Below are 22,460 nucleotides of genomic sequence, written 5' to 3'. Positions count from 1 at the left end.
TTGAATTTTTTGGTAGGCAATCTAGTAACTAAATAATATAATTAGTAAGTGACGTTTTAGAATTTATAGTTTAGGAGTAGGTTCTTTGGAAATGTTTATTATGGCAATAGTGGTTACGTTAATTTTCGGCAGTTTTTCATACATGCTGTTAAAAAATACTGAAGATTTTTTAAAGATGAGTTCCTTTTCAGAAAAATTCATTAAGAAATCATTTTTAAAAAAGTTCGTAAAGTTTATGGGCTGGTGGTTTTTAATACTAGTGATATGTGTATGGATTATAGCAATCCTCTCTTTATTTGAATGAAAATATGTGTAGTAGTTGAAAATAATGTATGTCCAGTCATTGTTACACATAGAACGAGAAAACTAAGGGATAGCATTCCTTTACATATTTTTTTCAACAAAGTGAAGTTACTCATTTGAAAAATAATGAGTAACTTTTTTTCTATTTTCAATTACTTCAATAAAGGACAATGGGGCTCATTTTTAAACGGATGATGAAGTAGCCGAAAGGTTGATTTTCGCGGATAACTGTTTGTATTTTAAGAAAAGTCTTACGTTATTTCCGCTCATATTTATATTTTACATATAACCGAACAGTTATGTGTAAAGTGAGGAAATGATCATGCCAAATGTTTATCGAGCATTAGGTGATTCAACGAGACGCCTTATTTTAAGTATTCCGAGATAGCTGAAGCATTTGATATCTCTCAACCAGCTATTAAGAAGTATTTCAGACCTACTCACAACGCGCGTATTAATTGAGAAATTTAGTTAAATTGAAGCTTCGGTACAATCATAACCTACATGATTAAATGTAACTGGCACTTAATAGAATGGCTCTCAGACGTATTGAAAATCCAGAATTCTCCGTCTCGATTCGTCTGAGAGCTCTTTAAGTATATACGGGAGAGTCTAATACAAAAATCTTATAACAAGAGATAAATAGGCCGCAGAGTTTTCTTTAAGAAAGCTTTGCGGCCTATTTATGTTTTAAGCCTCGTGGCATAACAGTTGATATGAATAAGGAATATTATAAAGTGAGTAATACTTAATTCTTATTAAAATAAAAACTCTGAAAAGCCGCTTCCAGAGTTTTTGAACATTTTAATGCTATGTGTTGAATTATTTACTTAACCTTTTCGTTCATACGACTAAAAATGGTTGCTAATATAGGACCTGATATATTATGCCAGACACTGAAAATCGCACTTGGCACCGCGGCTAATGGAGAGAAATGTGCAACCGCTAAAGATGCACCTAGGCCCGAATTTTGCATTCCAACTTCAATAGCAATAGCTTTCTTTTTCGCTAAGTTCATACCGAAGATCTTTCCAAATAAATACCCGATTAAATAGCCTAAACAATTGTGTAAAACAACAACAGTCAAAATAATTAAACCAGTTTCAGCAATCTTTTGTTGATTGCCTGCAACTACAGCAGCCACAATAGCAACGATGGCTACTACAGAAACAAGTGGCATCACTTTCACACTTGCTTTAGCTTGCTTGTTAAAGAACTTTTGTACAATGAAGCCTAATGCAATCGGAATAATAATTACTTTGACGATCGACATAAAAAGTGCACTAGGTGCAACATCTATGTACTCACTTGCGAATAAATAAATAAGTCCAGGTGTGATGATTGGAGCTAATAAAGTTGTGATAGATGTAACTGTCACCGATAATGCCACATCCCCTTTAGCAAGGAATGTCATGACATTTGAAGATGTGCCTCCTGGGCAGCAACCTACCAATATAACTCCAATTGCGATTTCTGGTTGAAGATTGAACAGTTTCACCAGTAAAAAGGCTAATGTTGGCATGATTAGAAATTGACCAACTACACCAACTGCCACATCTTTCGGTCTAGTTAAGACTTCTTTAAAGTCCGCAACCGTTATGGTTAATCCCATACCGAACATTACAATACCTAATAATGTCGTGATATACGCTCCAATCCAAGAAAATCCACTAGGGATAAAAAAGGCAAGCGCTGCAAAAAGGAGCACCCAAATTGCAAATGTATTGCTAACAAATTGACTAAAACGTTCTAAAACTTTCATGTAACACCTCGATGTAATATTTTGCTAACATAGTAAACTATAAACTAATTACAGAATTTAATCAATAATGGGAATAATCAGTTAATATAGTATAGTTCGTTATCATACTTTCAATATTAGAATTTTATTTTGAGTAGTTATGTGAATTAGGTAAGGGAATTAGAAATTAAATTTGACAAAATGTTTTTTGAAATTTCGAAAAACAATGACCGAAACCTATTTAAGTGGTAAAGTATAGAAAAAATGAATGGAGAATTTTGTTATGGAAAAATTAAAAAGGGTTGAATTAAAGCATTTTTCAAGTGAATATATGAAAGAATTGAACTCTTTTATACTTACAGAGGAACAAAAACAATTTTCTGCACTTCCAAGCAAATTTGAGGAAATTAATGAGGGACAGTATCGTATTGTTATTTTAAGTGATAATACACCAGTTGGTTTCTTTCTCCTAAATTCAAATGAGAGAGTAAAGAAATACTCTAATAATTTGAATGCTATGTTATTAACGGCACTATCAATTAATCATACCGAACAAGGAAAAGGCTACGCAAAACAAGGAATGACATTACTAGTTGAGTTTGTTAAAAAAGAATTTCCGAATTGTGATGAAATTGTTTTAGTTGTAGACAAAGATAATATACCAGCACAAAAACTTTATTTAAAAGTAGGATTTGAGGATACAAATGAGAGATTAATAGGACGTATCGGTGAAGAAATTATTATGAGACAATCAATAAAATAATAGTAGACCACAAATAAAAGTAAGTTTACTTTTTACTATCTTCCTTCGTCACCAGAGTCGATGCTACATTTTGTAGATTAACACTGGTTTTATGTATTGTGGAAAGTCTAGCATCAATCCTTGAATATTAGCTTCATAAATATGTATCAAATTGCGCAAGTGTATGATTTGTATCAAACGTTTCATTTTATGTATGAAATTAATGATTAAACTCAGGTAGGTCGGTGCTGTAAGTATTTCCTCACGTGGAACAATTAATTATCAGAACAGATCGACCGACGACCAACTTGCGCTTCCATCTTAAGTTGGAGGCTTTTTCTTTTGATTTGAAATCAGCATCAAATAGCAAATAAGGGAAATGCGCACCTATTAATAGTCAGATGAGATTTTAAAAAGTTATTACATATATTTTGTTTCCTAGATTAAAATTAGTGGTGAGTTATATAGATCTGAAATTAAGTCATTCCGTTTGAAAAAAAGATGTATCGTTTAAAATAAAGTTATAACATTTGGAAAAATTTGATAAAATTGTGTCGCAATCCTTTACAAATGGCACCGCAAACGGAACATATTGAGAGTGTTGTGCTTGCGACAAGAAAACAGAATGAGTAACGAAGGAAATTAATGTTATTTATACTTTGCTACGGGGGTACTTATGAAAACTCACTATTATTTAGGCTGGTTTAACAATTTTTTCCCAGAGAATCTGGGCAGGGTGTTACAGGAGGATATAACTGATAGGAAATCGCTTGCTATGATTAGCTCTAATCCTTTTTTTTATGAAGATGATGGTGCTACTGAACGCTCTTGGCTTGACCAGGCCGGCATTATGTTTAATGAATATCATTATTTAATTAATTATCGCGTACAGAAGGAAGATGCCCAAACCATAATTCAAAATGCTTCAGTTATTTTCTTGTTGGGTGGAAATACTCTTAATCAAAATGGGTTTTTGGTGGAGTATGAATTGTCGGATTTGATTAAAAAAAGCAGAGCCGTTGTGATGGGAGCAAGCGCTGGTGCAATCAACATGTCAGCTAAATGGTTATGCTCGAAAAACTTTGGCTATAAAGTTGAAATAAACTCTGTTTACGACGGAATCGGCCTTGACAATTTTTCCATCCTGTCTCACTTTGATCTTGAAAATAACTTTGCGTTGGTTCAAGACGAACTATCTACCTTATCGAAAAAAATGAATATTTATGCGTCGAACAAAGATTGCGCTGTACGTGTAAAGGGAGACAAAATCGACATTTTAGGCAATGTTTATTTAATTTCCCACTCAAAGATTCAGAAATTGGATCAGACGCTCTAGTTGTGGTGAACAGCTATGGTTTAACTGGATTAATTTCTTTATGCAAAGCTTCTATTTTAAACCAACAATTGTGTACCAACAAAAAATAAGCAAACTTTTTTATGAAAAATGAGTCAACTGAAAATATTTACAGCGTGTTATGATTATTCTTTTCCAAAACACGCTCTTTTCTTTGATCATTTATCAAGGTTATTAGTATCAATTTGATCAAACTTTATTTTAAAGCAACACTAACAGATATTGAAATAAGAGTTTCTAATGAAGAAAGTTATAAAATGTGCTATAACTTGAATAAACATTGATATATTAGAAATGAAACGGACAAGCTATTGCTTATTTATATGAACCAAAAACCAGGCGCTCATATTAAGTAAGTACCTGGCTCTATGTTTTTTCACTTTCACCAATCCATATGAATTATTTCAGATATTTTTTACTCATAAATTATCGCTTCTTCTTTTATTAATTATTTCTAGTACGGTGTTAACTATGAAAAGAATAATAATAAAGATATACAGTGCTAAGAAAAAATAGTCTGACATTGTTAAATTATTAAAATCTGTTGTACGAGGTATTAAAATCGACAGAGATACGATGATGAGGATATTAAATATTCGTGTGAGTGTCATTCGCATAGTGTTAGTGGATATGTGAAATACTAAGTACAAAGGACGCATTAATCTCTACTTTTCTGTTCAACATTTTTGCTGTAGTAGTAATTAGAATATACGATAAAAAGTCTTGTAAGCTAGTAATTAAACGTAATCCACTTTGTTCACTTCCTTTTCTTTAATAGTTATATTGATTGTGAATCATATTTACTTGGATTCGGCTGGTCTGTTCGAGTAGCCAAGTAAGACCAATCTTACGACAGATTACCTCTCCTTTTGAACATAAACATCGTTTGGATGAGATAGTACTAGTACATTAGAAGCTTCAACAATCAGGTGTTTTGCTATTCATTAATGAACCTCCGTATAATTCTACAAATTTATTTTATTAATCATAAGTTTTACTTTTAGATTTAAGCATTCTAGTAGTATTTTTTCGATTTTCTATATCCTCCCTTAAAAATAATCTATCTCGACTTAATTCTTTTAACGGAACTAATTTACCGCGTTTTACAAGCGAATTTAACGCCTGACGAGATATATTAAGTTCCTCTAACGCTTCTGATGTATTTAATATTTCAGATTGTACTAATTTAATAAATTCATCTTTTGTATTGAACGAATAGTTTTGTGTCATTGAATTTCCCCGCCTAGAGATTTTTGCTTTTCCGTATTGTAATGATAGTTGTGCCAATTACTATCAATGTTGCTATAGTTATAACTAAAGATACATAAGCCAAACAGTTCACCTCTATTAAATTGAAGATAAGATTCAGCTATCCCAATATCATATGATATTAATAAATTAGGATATTTTTTTTCTAGTCTTTTTAGACACTCAGCATAATCTTTACTTTGATATACTTGTGCTTAGATTAAGTGGTGCAATTGGATGAAAGATGTACAGACAAGAGTTTTATTGCCTGCTTGGACTTTCAGAAAAGCGGAAAATATTGATAAAATTAGTCGCTTGTTGCTGGAATGTAAGACTAAACTTGTCATTTCTTGCGCTTACCCGGGAAATTATTTCTAATTTCCTAACCTAGGTAACCCTTTTTCCATATGCAATACGCGCTAAAAATTATTTCTATTGAAATTGATGAAGCTGAATCAGATGGCGAATTCGTAAATGTTGAAGATAATACGGAGGATCGCAAGATATTTCGTTCAATAGGATATTCTGACGATGAAATTGATAATTTTAAACCATATGATGACGAATCATTTATAGATTTTGGATTTTTCGTTTGGGACTACCCAAACTGGTTTAATGGTGAAATTTTCTATAAGGAGGATTTAGATGATTAACCGGGTTGTACCTAAAGAAAGTTTTATTCAGAGCACTTACAGTTGAGGTGATGATTGAATGGGTGCCAAACAATACGAAAAGAAGTCGAACAGCGTAGATCAAGGCTAATCAATCAATAGGTCTGCATAGCCTTTCTCGAATGCCGAGGATGTCCGAAATGAAAAGCTTTTGATTAAACCAAGGAATGTAGAAGATGCAATATTTATAAGCTGATACGAAACATTGGGAAGGAGCTTGAGCAGATTAGTAATTTGCATAGAAGAGCATAGTGAAGATTTGAAAGTAAGTGTTCCGTATAATTATTGTTCTTTTTTTGGTTTTACAAAGTATGAAATGAACATAACAAAAACGCCTATAGAGATGTATATTAAAGCAACAGATTTATTTGGAATAGATGAATTGTATTCGAAGGTACCTGATACTCTGCTCCATCCGCGTGAAAATAAAACGATGCGTAAAATTAATATGATATATCCAATCAATAGAATGTGTTTTCATTATATAACAACTCCTGGTTAATAACTTAGGGGATTTTTGGAAAGAAATGCGTGTTGTTCTTTCAATGGAGTTAGAGCAAAGTGAATTGAATCTTGGAAGCGGATTTGACCAAAAAGAGATTGATTCGCTTATAAAAAGTCTGTTGTAAATGGATACTCGATCTTTATATTGTCATTTATTTTTTGTATCAAATTAGGGGCACTTATGATTATTTCGGGATACATAGCTCATGAAGTTCCATCGTTTGAAGACTACACAATTACCGTTCCTTTTTTGTATTAATGATTTGTATCAGTTGTATATGTTTATCAATTTTGTATCCATGAATCCAGAGAATAAATGGGTCCCATGCCCAATTGTTCTGCTTACGAGGACGGGATATGATAGAAAATAATTCAAAACTATCTATATTATAGAATTCCGAAAGCAGGATGCACATTACCAAGAAGCGTCTGGTTCATGAATTCTGTATCAAAGATAAGGGTTGTTGAGGTGTTTGCAAGAGAACTCTTCAAAAGCAATGCTGTCAGAATATATGAAGAGGAACGAAAAATCAATCTATACAAAGGAGCAAAAGTTGAACATGGGTCTCACTCTGGAAACGATTCTAGACAAAATGAAACAGGAAATCGATAAATGGATGATCAATATTAGCGATAAGGACGCGGAACAAATCGTAAAGCGTACTTCGCTACAGGCGGGAATACATGATTACGCTCTGCTCGAATATGTCAAGGGCAGGGTGAAGGTGCGGGAAGCGGAGAACTTTTTAACGTTGCCAGAAGTCAAGAGTGGCAAATCTTCGGAAACGCTGACCGAGGAACAAGTAAGAGAGCGGATTGTCCCAGAGCTTGCTTCTTACATACGGCAAAAATTGGACGAGTTGTCGCCGGCATTGTTCAATTGTCCATTTACTTTTAACGGCAAGTTCCGGACGCGAGAAGGAGATGCTACCGTTCGTATTCTGGAATATATCGACGAAACGAAGAAGAAACAATTACAGAAACGAATCTCCTTTTATATCGCGGATAAGCTCGAAGCGGGAAAAAATCCGACTAAACCTTTGGAGACGTTTTTCCTCTCCAAGCACCTGTTGGACGAGAGACTGTTCCCAGATTTAGATGCAGTCCATATCATCTCTATTTTCGAGAAAATTCAATATGTGAATAAAGAGAACAAACATCTTTCAGAACATCGCCGTTATCTGATTGGTGCTTTGCGGAATTGGTTGTATAATCACTGGTTGCCCTATTATTTCGAAAATATGGGAACACAATGGCAAAAAGAATATAAGAAAAAAAGCGATGCCCGTCTTGAAAATACTGAGCAAGGTCCGATCGAACTGGTCATCTATGCTGCATCCTTGATTCTGAAATATGAGCCATCCCACAGAAGAACTGAAGGGGTGGATATTTTGAATTGTGCTATCGAGTTGGGAAGCGACCGAGCGAAACGTATGACAAAGAAAGGCAGTGGAACGTTCGCCAAGGAAGATGTCAGCTTTTGCGACGAACTGGTGAAATACACAGCCAACGATGTGTTTGCCGAGGTGACCATAGCCATTAAGCAGGAAACGGAGGAGAGTTATGCGCGTGCGCTCAGGTTTCTAACGCGCTTGTTAAGCATGTGCTTCCCCAAAAGCTATAAAATCAAGCTGAAATCTGGTGTCAAGAAATGGCTACCGATCAAAGGATTGGCCAAGTCGGGCACGCATCGTTTCTTCGCCAACGCTCTGGAATATCCGAATTTGTATCCCTTGGTGGAGGACTATGCCCGTGTTGCGATGGATTCGTTCGAATGGTATACGGATACAGAGGGTGAAAAGAATTGCATGCCAGGTAGTTATGCAGTCTTCGGCCTCGGATTGGCGGATCAGACTTATTTTCCGTTAGTAGAAGAATATATGGCAATGGTTGACGAAGAACACCAGTCCGTTCAGAACGACTTCACGGTCGCTTTTGCTGAGTGGCAAGGCGTAAACGCGGAATCGATTCCTACGCTAGTGAAGTGTATGCTGCATAGCACGGATTCTATGAAACTGAAAATCAAAACCGATATGGAAAATGAGAGGCATATCATGCTACTTCTAAATCAGGTTCGTGACCTTCAGGATTACGAGGTCGAGCATATCGTATACTTAATCTGGGGCGGACCGGACAAGCTGAAGAAAATAGCTGCCAAAACCAAAGGAAATCGAGGAAAGTGGCTCACTGAGTTGGCGCAGGCCGCTAGCCGCGGATAAATTGGCTATTGCGATAGGACAAAGGGTTAAACAGAATAAGTATTGTAGCTGCAAAATAGAAGATGATCAGCAAAGCAAATTTAGCCGAGCTGGACTTTTTAATTTACTTAGTCATCATTAACCATAAGTCTAAAGCCCAACATGGTATCAGTCTATCACTGTATTTACGAGTAAATAAAACTTTGATATTCTATTTATGGGAAATATTTCTTTGTGAAGGGAGTAGTCAGGGTGTTAAAGTGAAAAATTTTTTAATTATGGGGGCATTAATTATTGTTTTAGGAAGTGTATATCTATAAAGGAGGAAATTCTTTTATGAAAAATAAACTATCTGCGGTGTTAGCCGCTACATTAGCGTTAACGATGAGCCTACCGACAGGGGCTATGGCGTCTTCTAGCAGTCAGACTACGGTGGTTGCTAGCCAAGAATTAGCTAGTCAAGAACTGAAAAAGATTGCAGCAGAGAAGGCTGCGCTACTTACAAAGTCCTATGAGACGACTAGTGTGCAGTATGCGTTAATTGATAATGGCAAACTTATTTTGTCGGGTCAGACAGGCAAGAACGATATGAATGGGAAACAGCCGCTGACCAAAGATACCTTATACGGGATTGGTTCAGTCAGTAAAATGTATGCAACGGCGGCTGTGATGAAATTGGTCGACGAAGGAAAAGTTGATTTGGATGCTCCTGTCGTCCGCTATGTTCCTGATTTCAAGATGAAGGATGAACGGTATAAACGCATTACGGTGCGTATGCTGTTGAACCACTCCTCCGGCTTGCAAGGAAGTACGCTTAGTAATTCATTTTTATTTAAAGATAATGATACCTATGCCCATGATAATTTGTTGCAGCAATTGTCCAACCAGCATTTGAAGGCGGATCCTGGCGCGTTCTCGGTATACTGCAACGACGGTTTTACGCTAGCCGAGATTATGGTGGAAAGAGTTAGCGGGATGAGCTTTACCGAATTTATACATCAACGGTTTACAAAATCTTTAAAGCTAAATCATACAAAAACGCCGCAGGACAAATGGGAAGACGATACGCGAGCTGGCCTTTATTTTCCAATGTACCAAGGGCAGCTTCCTACTGAATCGGTGAATGTGATTGGTACGGGAGGGATCTCTTCCACAGCAGAAGATATGGTGCGATTCTCACAAATATTTATGGGATATGAAAAAGGAATCCTCTCTGATAAAGCAGTCAAGGCGATGGAGCAAAAGGAATATAAAAAAGGAATGTGGCCCGGGGATGGAGAGAATAGTGTCAACTATGGTCTTGGCTGGGATAGTGTGAAACTATATCCATTCAGTGAATATGGGATAAAGGGCTTGGCAAAAGGAGGCGATACGGCACTACAACATGCTTCACTGGTCGTACTTCCTGAACAGAAGATGGCAGTGGCTGTGTTGTCATCCGGCGGTAGCAGCGCTACAAATCAACTGATGGCGACTGAAATACTGCTCGCTGCACTCAAAGAGAAGGGCACAATTAAGGATATCAAGCCGAACAAATCCTTTGGTAAGCCGATCAAGGCCAAAATGCCTCAAGATGTAGCGAAGAAAGCGGGTTTTTACGGCCATAGTTACGGTCAATTCAAAATAGAAATTACGAAGACTGGTGAACTGATCTTACTATCTAATCCACAAGTAAAATATGTTTATACTGCGAATGGAAGCTTTATTAATGAGAATGGTACCTCCAAGCTCAATTTCGTCACTGAGAAGAATGGACGAACTTATTTGAAGGAGAGCACCTATTCTTCGCTGCCAGGTTTAGGGCAAATAGCGAGTACTCAATATGTAGCCGAGAAACTTGAAGACAATGTGCTATCGAAGGAAACCGCAGCCGCATGGGCAAAGCGGGAAGGCGTCAAGTTCTATCTTGTGAGCGAGAAATTTAGTTCTGTGCAATATTTGGCACCAATGATGCCCGTACAAATTAATAGCAAGGAAGGCATGGAGGGCTATTGGGAAAGCCAAAAAATCACAGGCCCTAACACGGCGATGCATCAGCTCCAAATACCTGGGGTGTTTGGTCGTGATACGACGGAAGCCCGTTTCTATACAGAAAGCGGCAATGAATATATAGAAATGTCCGGGTCGTTATACGTAAGTGAATCCAACTTAAAAACGCTGGATGCAGGCCAATCATCCAAAGTTACGCTGCAAGCAAATGGGCATGCGAAATGGTTTACGATCCCACAAGCGGCAGCAGGGAAAACGATGACCGTGGCGTTGCCATCAAAGAGTTCGTTCGCTGTGTATGATGAGAATGGAGTATGTATTAATTTTAGCGTTGTAAGCGGCAATAACAAAGTAAAACTGCCGAAGAACGGAACAGTTGTATTTGCTGGTGCACCGAACTCGGAATTTGAAATTACGTTGAACTAACTATAATTCTAGAACTATTTCAACAAAACCAGTAAGATACAGAGATAAATCGAGCTCATTTGACTGCATTCTTGACTCGGAAATATGTAGAAGATAATAAACAAAAGCCACTAAAAATGAACTAGATCCCAAGAGTTAGACCGAAAATCTAACTTTTGGGGTCACTATCATAGTGGCTTTTTTTATTTTGAAACAAAATGGAAATAAAGTATATAAAACTGATAAAATTTCTACTATAAAACGTACCTTGTCTAAATATAAAATCAACTAATAACAACAAAATAAAACGAAAAGATAAAAAATTTCATATGAATGCAAATATAATTGAATATTTTGAACAGGTGGTAATTACTGACTATGAAACTGCGTTTTTTGTACTTAAAATACTGAAAAAACAACAGTCAATTTCAATAGAACTATACAAATTATTCCTGAATACATCAAACATCTTACATTTATTTCTATGTACAAAAATTTGATAGGAGTGACTACAATCGTGTTTCGAAAATGATGAAATATATCTTTATTGCACATTTATTAGTAGAACGGTGGAATTACTAAATCACGGTTTATCCAGAAATTACCAAAATGCGCTATCTTGATGAATGAGTATGGAAAGAGGCTATTTGCAGGCGGACGGAAATCAATACCATACAAGACCTTTGAAAATGAGTATATAGAGGTTAAGTCGAAGAATGGATATACGCTGCATTATTTGAATGCGTTAGTTGTATAACGTATGAATACGGTTCGCAAGGAAGTAAAACAGCGTAGAGTAAGGCTAATTAATCAGCAGGACCACATAGCTTTTCTCGAGTGCAAGCATGTTCGAAACGTAGAGCTTATGATCCTATTAAAAAGTGTGGGAGAAGCAAGACTTATAGGCAACTACGGAGCATTAGGAAAGAGCTTGAGTAGATCAGTCGTTTACGTAGGTGGAGTAAGTGAAGATTTGAAAGAAATTGTTTAGCAAAAAGGATGGTGAATAAATGACTATCGCATGTCGTCATTGTAATGCTAGTGAAGGGTTCTTTGTGAGAGCGCGAGTATCCGGCTCAGCAACTACTTACTACACAAAAACAGGTGATTTCATGGCTGACCAGAGTAGTATGTATGGCAATTTATCATCAAGGAGGCACAGTAGCTTACTGTATGAATTGTCATAAGGCTATGGGAAAAAAGAAGATTTCGAGTCGACGATGTTGAAAAAGAAGCAACTTTTTACTAAACAATTTGAGGATTGTGTCTGATAAAATTTGTGTAACAGGGAAAGAGGTTCATTTTCTTGAGTATTTAAGTTTATTTAGTTCCTTTGTTAAATATTGAACTTGCTTTTCTAATTCATCTATTTTATTTGAGGAGCTATTATTGTTGGTATTTGATTGTTGGGATTGAGCTTCCTCTAGAGCCATCATAGCTGCAATAGTAGATAGGCCGTCACCTAATGTAGTAATTAGTCCAGCAATTACAGCAAGCTTAGCAGCATCATTTTCGCCATTTGATAAAAGGTCATTCATATTAAAACTATCTTTGCGTTTACTCAAATGTTAACCTCCCTAAATTAATCAATACTATATCTTATTCTGTATCCTATTTTAAAATTCGGGTGTTTAAATTAAAATGTTCGGTAACAAAATGGGGAAATAATGAAAGTTACTTTTTTAGTAGGAATGAATGAACAAGATGCTCAAGAAAAGAGACGTTTGCACTTGAGCAATTAGGAATTGATAAAAATCTAATAGGCGATGAATTCCAAGGAGGCTGTTGATGAGAGTTATAACGAATAGGCTTGGAACAGCTATACGGAGGTTTTGACTTTGTAGATTAATGACAAAAATAGCCGCAGCGTTTGCAGACGCTACAGCTCAGAATTGGTTTATGCCCTTGTATTCAGGCTAGTCAGATAAGTCATATAACACAACTTAGGAGGGCAAACCTATGAAATAAGGGCAAATTAAAGTAGAGAATTTACTTCAGTGGATTGAAAATTATCGATGGATGGTTAAAACCATTGCGGAAGCAAGGCAATCGTAGATATTTTCTGAATTATTTTTCAAAATAAGAAAGGTATATATTAAAAAAATATAGAATTCCACAGTGTATTAAATGTATTTTTAAAGGAGGATGTATTTGTGACTATACCTGACTACAGAACACCAATTAAAAACCAAATCGGTGGTGTGTTTATTCCAGTACGTAACCTAGAGAAAGCAAAAGAATGGTACGGAAAAATACTTGGTTTGGAAAGAGGAGAAGATTATTTTGACCATATATTCGTGGCTCCCATGGAAGGTACAGCTGGATTAATTTTAGATGCCATGCCAAAGTGGAGAAAAGAAGATGGTGATATTTCCACTTACCAAGTTCCATCAATTCAGTTTTTAACTGATGATATTCAAGCTGCTTATCAATTTATGAAAGAAAACAATGTTGAACTTGTTACAGAGATTCAGGATAATTTTTATTTTGTGTTTAAAGATCCAGATGGTAATTTATTAATGATTTGTAAAGAAGTATCTTGAAGATTATGAACGACTGCATTTCAGTTAATGGGTGCTTTAATAAAAATGGAGATGAATGTTCGGAACATATGTAACAAAAGGAACAAATGTAAAACATGTAGCATGTTTTGTGATAGGAAAAATATGATGTAAACTCGGAGGTAGGTCGGTGTGGTAAGGTTTTCATCACTTGGTATTTATCAAAACCTAAATAGTAGGTAAAGACAGACCGGCGACCGACCTACTCCTCATCAACTTGTTCGAGGCAAGACAAATTTGGCCAGCCTATATTTTTTACGAGATTAAGGATTAACTTAGCTTAAATGTTTTATATAAGAATAATATGTTAAAATTATTCCCTTCATCATAATTGTCTCCCTTCATTGAAAAATGTATTACTTATAAAAAGTACATTAAATATAAAGATGCGGTTACATATACAATTAAAAAAATTGAATATCATAGGAGATCGGACGATAGAAATTCAAGAAAAATTAAATACATGTTATCGTTCAAAAAATGTTTAGCACATACAGGGGATTCAATATTCATTTCGCAAAAAGAATATCGAAGTATACAAAGGGAAGAATTTAGTAAGCAATATAATATCAATTTAGAGGAATTTGAAAAAAGGTATTTGTGAATACGTATGACTATGTTGATATTGAATGGTTTTTTGAATTATACATTGTTTATGATGAGGCATTATCAATTTATATGTCTATACATCAACAAATGCGAAGAGTTTTAAGTAAAATAATCGGAGAGCAAGTAGAAATCCATAAAATTCACAACAATAAAATCCTACCTATTGATTATGTTAAGATTAGTGTTGATTCTGTAAACATGCAGCTAAACAAAAAATAAAAGTGTATAAAACTTCAATCTACAATCAAGCATCCTCTATTGGATGCTTTTTATTTATTCAATAAAGTAACTAGCATAATGGGGTGATTACAAAACAAAAAAATGCTAGAGGAGGTTTTTATGAGATATGGCTAGTCAAAGAAAAAACCACTATTAAGTGGCTTTAAATTAATAAATTACTATTTTTATCTATCAATTCCTTAGTATTCACACATCCACACATTACCTACCTTATAACACTGGGGACCAGCTGCAGAGGCAGTAGAAGCTATGGATACAGACGTTAAGCTTAAAAGTGAAACAGCAAAAAGAAGAACGCCTAATTTCTTTTTCATATTAATCACCTCCTTATTACTTATTTATTCAACCGACTGGAAATTTATAACCAAATAAAATATGAATGTTCTTTTATAAAGTTAATAAACAAATTAACATTCTTCGGGATGTTTTTTCTTTTACTTTGATAACTGCATCAAACAGCCAAAACACTTTGAGTTGAGAGGGCGGAGTTTGATGTGGTTTTGAGAGTGGAATATATGAAAATAATTTATCGAAATGAGGAATGGGAAATGAAAACCATTCAACAACGTAATGAATATAACAAGCTAAAGTTAAAAAATTGGACAATGTGAAAGATGTTCGTAAGTACACAAAATGAATGGCACGCATATGAAGCATCAGATGCGTGAAAATTTACTTTGGGTATTTAAGTAGAAGTTATGAGGTAGAAAGCGAGGTGAAAACGACGGCATTTGAATACTTAGTAACTTACAAAACATTTAAATCAATAATGACATGGATTCGGCTCTTGAAGACCACATGGCAACACACTACTATGATTTAACAGAATCAGAGCGTGCCATCGTTTTCAAACTCGCTAGTCACGCGTTGGAACATCCAGGGGGCATGTCATTTGAAGGCCGCTACAATCGCTTCGCTTCATCATTGGAGATCAGCACAAAGACAGTTTATCGTGCTATTTCAAAATTAATATCACTAGGAATCGTTAAAAAAGAAACGACTGTAAAAAGGAAATGCTGACAAGGAGCAAGCATTTATATCATTTTGCCTGGTATATTAAAGTTGAGGATTTCTCTAACAATAAATTCGAACCAAACAAACCAATGACTCGTGATGTAATGTCCCGTTGGCTTGCAAATGATCTAGCACATGCAAACGTTGAATATGGCAAATCGATTGAGGAAATGGCGAATTCAAGCCTTACAGTTATCCCGATTCCAGAATTTTTATGGTGGTAGGGTAAATAAAAAGGATTTACCGTATAGCGGAGTGATGTTAGACACTGGATTACTTTCAGGTTATGAAGATTTTACATTCAAAGCAAACGGCAACACAACTCGTGCCGATTGGTGAATACAGCAAAAATTGAACTATTTAATATTCCGTCACCAATTATTCGAACAATGATTTTAAAAAGAATGAAAAGTACAGATTTTAGGGTGCAGTACAAACGAGTGACTTTTTTGTGAATTGCTTTTCTGGTAAGTTGTTTTATTCCTCTTAAAAAATTCCTGTCCGGATATTTTAGTTTATTTTAGGTTACCATTTTTTTGCTGGGGTACAATTTTGATAAAAAACTCTCTGTACCCCAATTAAAAACATTTAAATACACTTCAATACATAGGTATAAAAATCTCCTTTCAGTAAAACCTTCATATCATGCACATCAAAAAATTAAATACATTTGGATAGAAATCAATGTCATAAGGATTACTTATTGAAAAAGATAATATTAATGTAATTTACTTATGTATATAAATGAGCTATCATGGGTATTGGAGAAAAGATGCTTTAACAATTTATATAGGCCTTTTCAAAAAGATATTTAGGGGGATCCGCAAATGGCACAAGGTAATTTACACAACAGCCGCGCATCATTCGAAGTTAATGGTAAAACTTATAATTACTATGACTTAGCTGCGATTGAAAAAGCTGGCGTTGCAAAAGTTTCAAACCTTCCTTACTCAATCAAAGTATTATTAGAATCAGTTTTACGTCAATATGATGCATATGTTATCAAAGAAGAGCACGTAAACGAATTAGCAAAATGGGGTAACGGCGCAAATCCAGAAGCTGAAGTTCCATTCAAACCTTCTCGCGTAGTATTACAAGACTTCACTGGTGTACCAGTAGTAGTTGACCTTGCTTCTCTACGTTCTGCAATGAAAGAAATGGGTGGCGACCCAAGCAAAATCAACCCTGCTATTCCAGTTGACCTTGTAATTGACCACTCAGTACAAGTTGACAAATACGGTAATGCATCTGCATTAGCAGCAAACATGGACCTAGAATTCGAACGTAACGCTGAGCGTTATAACTTCTTAAAATGGGCTCAAACTGCTTATGATAACTTCCGTGCTGTACCACCAGCAACTGGTATCGTTCACCAAGTAAACTTAGAGTATTTAGCTCCAGTTGTACACGTAAACGAAAATGCTGACGGTACTTTCGAAACATTCCCTGACTCAGTAGTAGGTACTGACTCACATACAACAATGATCAACGGTATCGGCGTTCTTGGATGGGGCGTTGGTGGTATCGAAGCTGAAGCAGGTATGCTTGGTCAACCTTCATACTTCCCAATTCCAGAAGTTATTGGTGTTAAATTAGTTGGCGATCTTCCAAACGGAACTACTGCTACTGACTTAGCATTAAAAGTAACTCAAGTATTACGTCAACGTGGCGTAGTTGGTAAATTCGTTGAGTTCTTCGGACCTGGCGTAACTAAATTACCACTAGCTGACCGTGCGACAATCTCTAACATGGCTCCTGAATATGGTGCTACATGTGGTTTCTTCGCAATTGATGAAGAGTCATTAAACTACATGCGTTTAACAGGTCGTGACGAAGAGCACATCGCGGTTGTAGAATCTTACTTAAAGTCTAACCACATGTTCTTCGATCCAACTTTAGAGCCAGTTTACACTGACGTATTAGAAGTAAACTTAGCTGAAATCGAACCGAACCTTTCTGGTCCAAAACGTCCACAAGACTTAATTCCACTATCTCAAATGCGTTCTCGTTACAAAGAAGCAGTAGTGGCACCACAAGGTACACAAGGTTTCGGTTTAACTGAAGATGAATTCGCAAAAACTTCTGTAGCTAAATTTGCTGAAGGTGATGTAGAAATCCCAACAGGTGCTGTAGCAATCGCTGCAATCACTTCTTGTACAAATACATCTAACCCATACGTATTAATCGCTGCGGGCTTAGTTGCCAAAAAAGCTGTAGAAAAAGGCCTAACAGTGCCTAAATGGGTAAAAACTTCTTTAGCACCAGGTTCTAAAGTAGTAACTGGTTACCTTGAAGATTCAGGTTTACAAACTTACCTTGACCAAATCGGTTTCAACACGGTAGGTTACGGTTGTACAACATGTATCGGTAACTCAGGTCCATTACTTCCTGAAATCGAAGACGCTATCAAAGAGAACGACCTATTCGTAACTTCAGTTCTTTCTGGTAACCGTAACTTCGAAGGTCGTGTACACCCACTTGTAAAAGCTAACTACTTAGCTTCACCACCACTTGTTGTTGCTTATGCACTTGCTGGTACTGTGGATGTTGACCTACAAAAAGATTCATTCGGTAAAGACAAAGATGGCAACGAAGTATTCTTCGCTGATATCTGGCCTTCAACTGAAGAAGTTAACGCAGTATTAGGTACTGTAGTTAACCGTGAATTATTCCAAAAAGAATACGAAACTGTATTCACAGCGAACGAAAAATGGAATGCAATTGAAACATCAACTGAGTCTCTATACACATTTGATGACAAATCAACTTACATCCAAAACCCACCATTCTTCCAAGGTCTTGCAAAAGATCCAGAAGCTATTAAAGGCTTAGAAGGCTTACGCGTAATGGCGAAGTTCGGTGACTCAATTACAACTGACCATATTTCTCCAGCTGGTGCAATCGGTAAAGATACACCTGCAGGTAAATATTTAATCGAAAACGGTGTTGCAATCCGTGACTTCAACTCATACGGTTCTCGTCGTGGTAACCACGAAGTTATGATGCGTGGTACATTTGCAAACATCCGTATCCGTAACCAAGTTGCTCCTGGTACAGAAGGTGGTTTCACTACTTACTGGCCAACAGGTGAAGTAGAGTACATCTATGACGCATGTATGAAATACCAAGCGCAAGGTACTGGCTTAGTAGTACTTGCTGGTAACGACTACGGTATGGGTTCTTCTCGTGACTGGGCTGCTAAAGGTACTAACTTACTTGGTATCAAAACAGTTATCGCACAATCTTACGAGCGTATCCACCGTTCTAACCTAGTAATGATGGGTGTTCTTCCACTTCAATTCATGCCAGGTGAATCAGCTGATACTTTAGGCTTATCTGGTAAAGAAGAAATCTCTGTTAACATTACTGACAACGTGAAACCACGTGAAATCTTAACAGTAACTGCTAAATCTGAAGACGGTTCAGTTAAAACTTTCCAAGCTTTAGCTCGTTTCGACTCAGAAGTAGAAGTAGACTACTACCGCCACGGTGGTATCCTACAAATGGTTCTTCGCGCAAAAGCTGCTCAATAATCATTTAAATAAAAAACCGATCTCTTAGGAGGTCGGTTTTTGTCTATACATAAAAAACTTGTATGGGAGGCATTGGTTTGCAAAAAGCTGAACTGAAAAGACGTGCTTTATCCATTGTTCCGTTACCGAGTCACTATGAACTAATCATAGAAGAGTATTCTGAAGACGGAAGAGTGATGTTTTCATGGGCGAATGAACAACAGGATGAAAGTATGACTGTTGAGTTAGATTGCACTGGTCACCTCGTATATTTATCTATTGAAGCTAATGATACTGTTCCTGAAGCTGTTACTTTATCTATTGAAGAAAAAAGAAGAAGTGCGGAACAATTTTTACTCAGTCATTATCCAGAAGCTTTAAAAGACTTAACACTTTCTCAAAAGAAAAAACTGTCGCGTGTAGAACGCTTTTCTTTTGAACAGTTTGTTATGGATGTACCATTAGCACAAGCTGGTTGTTTTATTGATGTTGATGCATTGGGCAATATTGTTAAATTTAGATACAACGGTGTGAAGATGAGTCCTGAAATCCCTTTAAAGCTAGTTTCGAAAGAAAATCTGATGGAATATGTACGTAATACGTTGTCGTTACAACTAGTGATTACAAAATTATCTCGCGATGTTTACAATGTTAAGAAAGAAGGACTTCATCTCGTGTATGAGGTACTTTCATTTTAAAATTTAAAGCAGATGTATTAGAACCAACTTTAAAGATCATTCATGATGAAAATGAGCCTGAAAGTTATGTTGCTCTTCCTCCTTTGCTAACTAGCATATTGGCCAATGAAGTGACGAATGAGGCAATCATAGGGATTACAGATGACCTGGAGCTTATTCGAGAAGTGAATATAGGATCAAAGCTAGGAATGGTGTGGCGTAAGCAGAATTGGAAGATGCAAGAAAAAGATTTATCGGTGAACAGCTTTTTAAAAATGCAGTCAGAAGATACAGTAAAAGCTTTTATTGCAAAAAATACTGGTAAAATACAAAGTTTTGGATGGTTGCATAAACGCCTAGGAAATCTACAGCTTAATCAAGAAGCATGTTATGAAAAAGCAATAGACTTTTTACAAAAAGTAATTCCTGACTACTATCCATATCTCCAACGATTAATTCGAGGAGATGAAGAAGAGGATGAAAGAGAATCAAACTCATTTATATTCCATGCCCATAATCAAGGATTACCTATTGCGGATATGGTGATCGTCGTTGTTAATCGTACAACTGGTCTGATTGATTATTATAGTGGACCGAATTTTGGTTTGGATGAACTTCGCCAAATGCCTACAGTACCAGCTATATCTTTGGAAAAAACGTATCGTCGATTTCTAGAAAATATCGATTTTCAATTGGTTTGGGACAAAAATTACGATATCGAAATTGAGTCTTATCAACTTATCTATCAAGCGTGTGATCGACAAACTAAGTTACCTATCCGGTATATTGACGCGACTACTGGCGAAATTATTGTCAGTAATGTTTAGTGAATTGTTTTTTTATATGGATGCAAAGCGACAGTACGGAAGTCTCCAATCACTATAGGTGGTGAAATGAATGCGGATTAAAGTTATTGTTCGCATCCGTAACGCTAGTCAGTTGCACTTGGTGCAAAACCGATTTCCTGGGAAGTCGGTTTTTTTATCTACTTCTTTCAAAATGAAAGGGTCGGATTAGAAATTAAATCGAAGTCGTGGATAGAACTGTCGAAATGATGGATAGAAACGTTAAAGCGACGGATAGAAATATCGAAGCGACGGATAGAATTGTCAGAGCGACGGAAAGAACCATCGAAGTGACAGATAGAAAACAGGGCGACGGATAGAAATATCGAAGTGACGGATAGAATTGTCAGAGCGACGGAAAAAACTATCCAAGAGACGGAAGGAATCGTCAAAGTGACGGAAAGAACCTTCAAAACGAGAGATTGCTCCGATTGAATGAAGAATAACCCCTATGAACTGCCGGAGATATCTCACCAAAATGAAATATAAAACCCAAAAGTTGCGACTCTAACCATCGAAGTGCAGAATAAAATCTTCAATTAGACGGTTAGAGCTGCAATTTTCAAATTAGTTTATCCTAAATTTCTTCATGCTATAAAACTGTAAACCAATCGCGAGTGACATAGAAATTACTGCAAAATAAATCAATGTTATTGTTCCCGTCTGTATGGACAATACGACTCCACCTAAGCTTGCGCCTATTGCACTGCCTAAATAATTTACAGAACTGTTTAATGCCACTGCCGAACTTCCGTTATTCGGCTGTTGTGAGAGTAAAATATGTTGTTGAGGTGCCTGGCATGCCCAACCCATTGCTCCCCAGACAAAGAACGGTAAGTATTTTAAAATAGGGAAGTTAAGCATAAAGGGTATACTAATAATCGATAATGTTAAAGTAAATAAAATGATTGTAACTAAAGTTTTTAGTTTTCCGAAGTAGTCGATTAAGTAACCAATCAATATACTTCCCACCAAGCCACCGAATCCCCATGCCCAAAGGTACATTGTTACATTACTCGATCTTGCCATATCTTCTAAAAGGGGAGAGAGGTATGTATACAATCCAAGACTAGCAACACTGGCAAAAAATGTTACACCTACAGTTATAGTTACTCTTTTATCCAGGAACATTTTTAATCGTTCGTTAAGTGCGGGGGGAGGTGTTGTTGGGAAATCAGGCAGAAAAAAATACATACATAAAATAGAAATGACACCGATCATCACTAATAGCCAAAGTGTTATTTTCCAATCATATACGTTTGATATATAAATACCTAAAGGAACACCAAGCACTGTTCCAATACTCATTCCTCCTATAGTCAATCCTAGAGCTCTTCCTTTCTTTTCACTAGAAACGAACTTTGTAGAAGCTGCTACAGCTAAAGGTGAAAATAAACCAGCTCCAGTCCCCGCAATTGCTCTCGAAAGTAGAAGAATAGTAAAGGTCGGAGCTAAAGCTGTAACGCTATTTGCTATTGTAAAGAGCAGCATGGACCATATTAAGATTTTTTTAATGGGTTTTCCGGCAAATAAAGAAGAAAAGAACGGCGCTGATATTGCGTAAAATAAAGTAAAAATGCTCACTGCCTGACCAACTTGTGATGTGCTTTTTTGATACGTATCGCTAATTCCTGGGAGCAATCCTGCAATCACATAAGCATCAAAACCCAAGGCAAACATGCCAAAGGCTAATAATAAAACATTTTTCATATATTGAACCTCCATAAATTAAAGCTGCTAACCTATAACGTTATGTTATAATCAAAGCGCTTCTATATTTAATAGGTTACTAAAAATCGTTGGATATGGAACAATCACTATTTTATAAGGGTATAACAAATCGTTAT

General features: G+C 36.2%; 20 protein-coding genes. 15 read left to right on the top strand and 5 right to left on the bottom strand.

What is annotated here, in order from left to right; genetic code table 11:
* Positions 1–1,129 precede the first annotated feature (1,129 nt).
* Entirely contained in the window at positions 1,130–2,065 is a 936-nt protein-coding gene (locus ABNX05_RS01700) for a bile acid:sodium symporter family protein (RefSeq protein WP_349658101.1), read from the bottom strand.
* A 262-nt stretch (positions 2,066–2,327) separates the two neighbouring features.
* Between ABNX05_RS01700 and ABNX05_RS01695 the strand changes: the two genes are divergently transcribed.
* Positions 2,328–2,807 carry a GNAT family N-acetyltransferase gene (locus tag ABNX05_RS01695; protein WP_349658100.1) on the top strand — a complete coding sequence of 160 codons (480 nt, stop codon included), beginning with the start codon at positions 2,328–2,330 and terminating at the stop codon, positions 2,805–2,807.
* Between the two features lie 655 nt (positions 2,808–3,462).
* Positions 3,463–4,122, top strand: a complete 660-nt coding sequence (locus tag ABNX05_RS01690) for a Type 1 glutamine amidotransferase-like domain-containing protein (RefSeq protein ID WP_349658099.1) — start codon at positions 3,463–3,465, stop codon at positions 4,120–4,122.
* A 999-nt stretch (positions 4,123–5,121) separates the two neighbouring features.
* On the opposite strand, the gene ABNX05_RS01685 is transcribed toward ABNX05_RS01690, so the two are convergent.
* On the bottom strand, positions 5,122–5,427 hold the full coding sequence (locus tag ABNX05_RS01685; protein WP_432760109.1) for a helix-turn-helix domain-containing protein: 306 nt from the start codon (positions 5,425–5,427) through the stop codon (positions 5,122–5,124).
* A 368-nt stretch (positions 5,428–5,795) separates the two neighbouring features.
* Between ABNX05_RS01685 and ABNX05_RS01680 the strand changes: the two genes are divergently transcribed.
* The 5 genes from ABNX05_RS01680 to ABNX05_RS01660 all read left to right on the top strand — a co-directional run bounded on the left by ABNX05_RS01680 (position 5,796) and on the right by ABNX05_RS01660 (position 12,342).
* Positions 5,796–6,041: a hypothetical protein gene (locus ABNX05_RS01680; protein WP_349658098.1), complete on the top strand. Its 246-nt coding sequence runs from the start codon at positions 5,796–5,798 to the stop codon at positions 6,039–6,041.
* 334 nt (positions 6,042–6,375) lie between these two features.
* Entirely contained in the window at positions 6,376–6,561 is a 186-nt protein-coding gene (locus ABNX05_RS01675; RefSeq protein ID WP_349658097.1) for a hypothetical protein, read from the top strand.
* Positions 6,562–7,036: 475 nt separating this feature from the next.
* Positions 7,037–8,782: a DUF6138 family protein gene (locus tag ABNX05_RS01670; RefSeq protein WP_349658096.1), complete on the top strand. Its 1,746-nt coding sequence runs from the start codon at positions 7,037–7,039 to the stop codon at positions 8,780–8,782.
* Between the two features lie 315 nt (positions 8,783–9,097).
* The gene (locus tag ABNX05_RS01665; protein ID WP_349658095.1) at positions 9,098–11,176 is read left to right on the top strand and encodes a serine hydrolase domain-containing protein; all 2,079 of its coding nucleotides are present in this window, start codon (positions 9,098–9,100) and stop codon (positions 11,174–11,176) included.
* Between the two features lie 989 nt (positions 11,177–12,165).
* A complete protein-coding gene (locus ABNX05_RS01660; RefSeq protein ID WP_349658094.1) occupies positions 12,166–12,342 on the top strand; it encodes a hypothetical protein in 177 nt (58 codons plus the stop codon).
* A gap of 111 nt (positions 12,343–12,453) precedes the next feature.
* On the opposite strand, the gene ABNX05_RS01655 is transcribed toward ABNX05_RS01660, so the two are convergent.
* Entirely contained in the window at positions 12,454–12,720 is a 267-nt protein-coding gene (locus tag ABNX05_RS01655) for a translation initiation factor 2 (RefSeq protein WP_349658093.1), read from the bottom strand.
* A gap of 588 nt (positions 12,721–13,308) precedes the next feature.
* Here ABNX05_RS01655 and ABNX05_RS01650 point away from each other — a divergent pair.
* Positions 13,309–13,698, top strand: a complete 390-nt coding sequence (locus ABNX05_RS01650) for a VOC family protein (RefSeq protein WP_349658092.1) — start codon at positions 13,309–13,311, stop codon at positions 13,696–13,698.
* Between the two features lie 1,046 nt (positions 13,699–14,744).
* Here the strand turns inward: ABNX05_RS01650 and ABNX05_RS01645 are convergent.
* Positions 14,745–14,879, bottom strand: coding sequence for a hypothetical protein (locus ABNX05_RS01645; RefSeq protein ID WP_349658091.1), 135 nt, complete (start codon positions 14,877–14,879; stop codon positions 14,745–14,747).
* Positions 14,880–15,363: 484 nt separating this feature from the next.
* On the opposite strand from ABNX05_RS01645, the gene ABNX05_RS01640 reads away from it, so the two are divergent.
* From ABNX05_RS01640 to ABNX05_RS01610, 7 genes are all read left to right on the top strand, one after another.
* A complete protein-coding gene (locus ABNX05_RS01640; protein ID WP_349658090.1) occupies positions 15,364–15,585 on the top strand; it encodes a helix-turn-helix domain-containing protein in 222 nt (73 codons plus the stop codon).
* Complete coding sequence (locus ABNX05_RS01635; protein ID WP_349658314.1) at positions 15,579–15,803, top strand: hypothetical protein; 225 nt, start codon at positions 15,579–15,581, stop codon at positions 15,801–15,803. Before ABNX05_RS01640 ends, ABNX05_RS01635 begins: the two co-directional genes overlap by 7 nt.
* Positions 15,715–15,918: an S-layer homology domain-containing protein gene (locus ABNX05_RS01630; RefSeq protein WP_349658089.1), complete on the top strand. Its 204-nt coding sequence runs from the start codon at positions 15,715–15,717 to the stop codon at positions 15,916–15,918. The genes ABNX05_RS01635 and ABNX05_RS01630 overlap by 89 nt, the downstream gene beginning before the upstream one ends.
* Positions 15,919–16,406: 488 nt before the next feature.
* Entirely contained in the window at positions 16,407–19,112 is a 2,706-nt protein-coding gene (acnA, locus tag ABNX05_RS01625) for an aconitate hydratase AcnA (protein ID WP_349658088.1), read from the top strand.
* A 77-nt stretch (positions 19,113–19,189) separates the two neighbouring features.
* Entirely contained in the window at positions 19,190–19,789 is a 600-nt protein-coding gene (locus ABNX05_RS01620) for a YcdB/YcdC domain-containing protein (RefSeq protein WP_349658087.1), read from the top strand.
* Between the two features lie 98 nt (positions 19,790–19,887).
* Positions 19,888–20,595, top strand: coding sequence for a YcdB/YcdC domain-containing protein (locus ABNX05_RS01615; RefSeq protein WP_349658086.1), 708 nt, complete (start codon positions 19,888–19,890; stop codon positions 20,593–20,595).
* Positions 20,596–20,801: 206 nt separating this feature from the next.
* A complete protein-coding gene (locus ABNX05_RS01610; protein ID WP_349658085.1) occupies positions 20,802–20,933 on the top strand; it encodes a hypothetical protein in 132 nt (43 codons plus the stop codon).
* A gap of 247 nt (positions 20,934–21,180) precedes the next feature.
* Here ABNX05_RS01610 and ABNX05_RS01605 read toward each other — a convergent pair whose 3' ends face one another.
* On the bottom strand, positions 21,181–22,323 hold the full coding sequence (locus ABNX05_RS01605; protein ID WP_349658084.1) for an MFS transporter: 1,143 nt from the start codon (positions 22,321–22,323) through the stop codon (positions 21,181–21,183).
* Positions 22,324–22,460 lie beyond the last annotated feature (137 nt).

The sequence above is a fragment of the Lysinibacillus zambalensis genome, assembly GCF_040183165.1.
GTDB classification, from domain to species: Bacteria; Bacillota; Bacilli; order Bacillales_A; family Planococcaceae; genus Lysinibacillus; species Lysinibacillus zambalensis.
The sequence above is the reverse complement of the archived record's forward strand: the minus strand, read 5'-3'. Positions and strand labels throughout refer to the sequence as shown.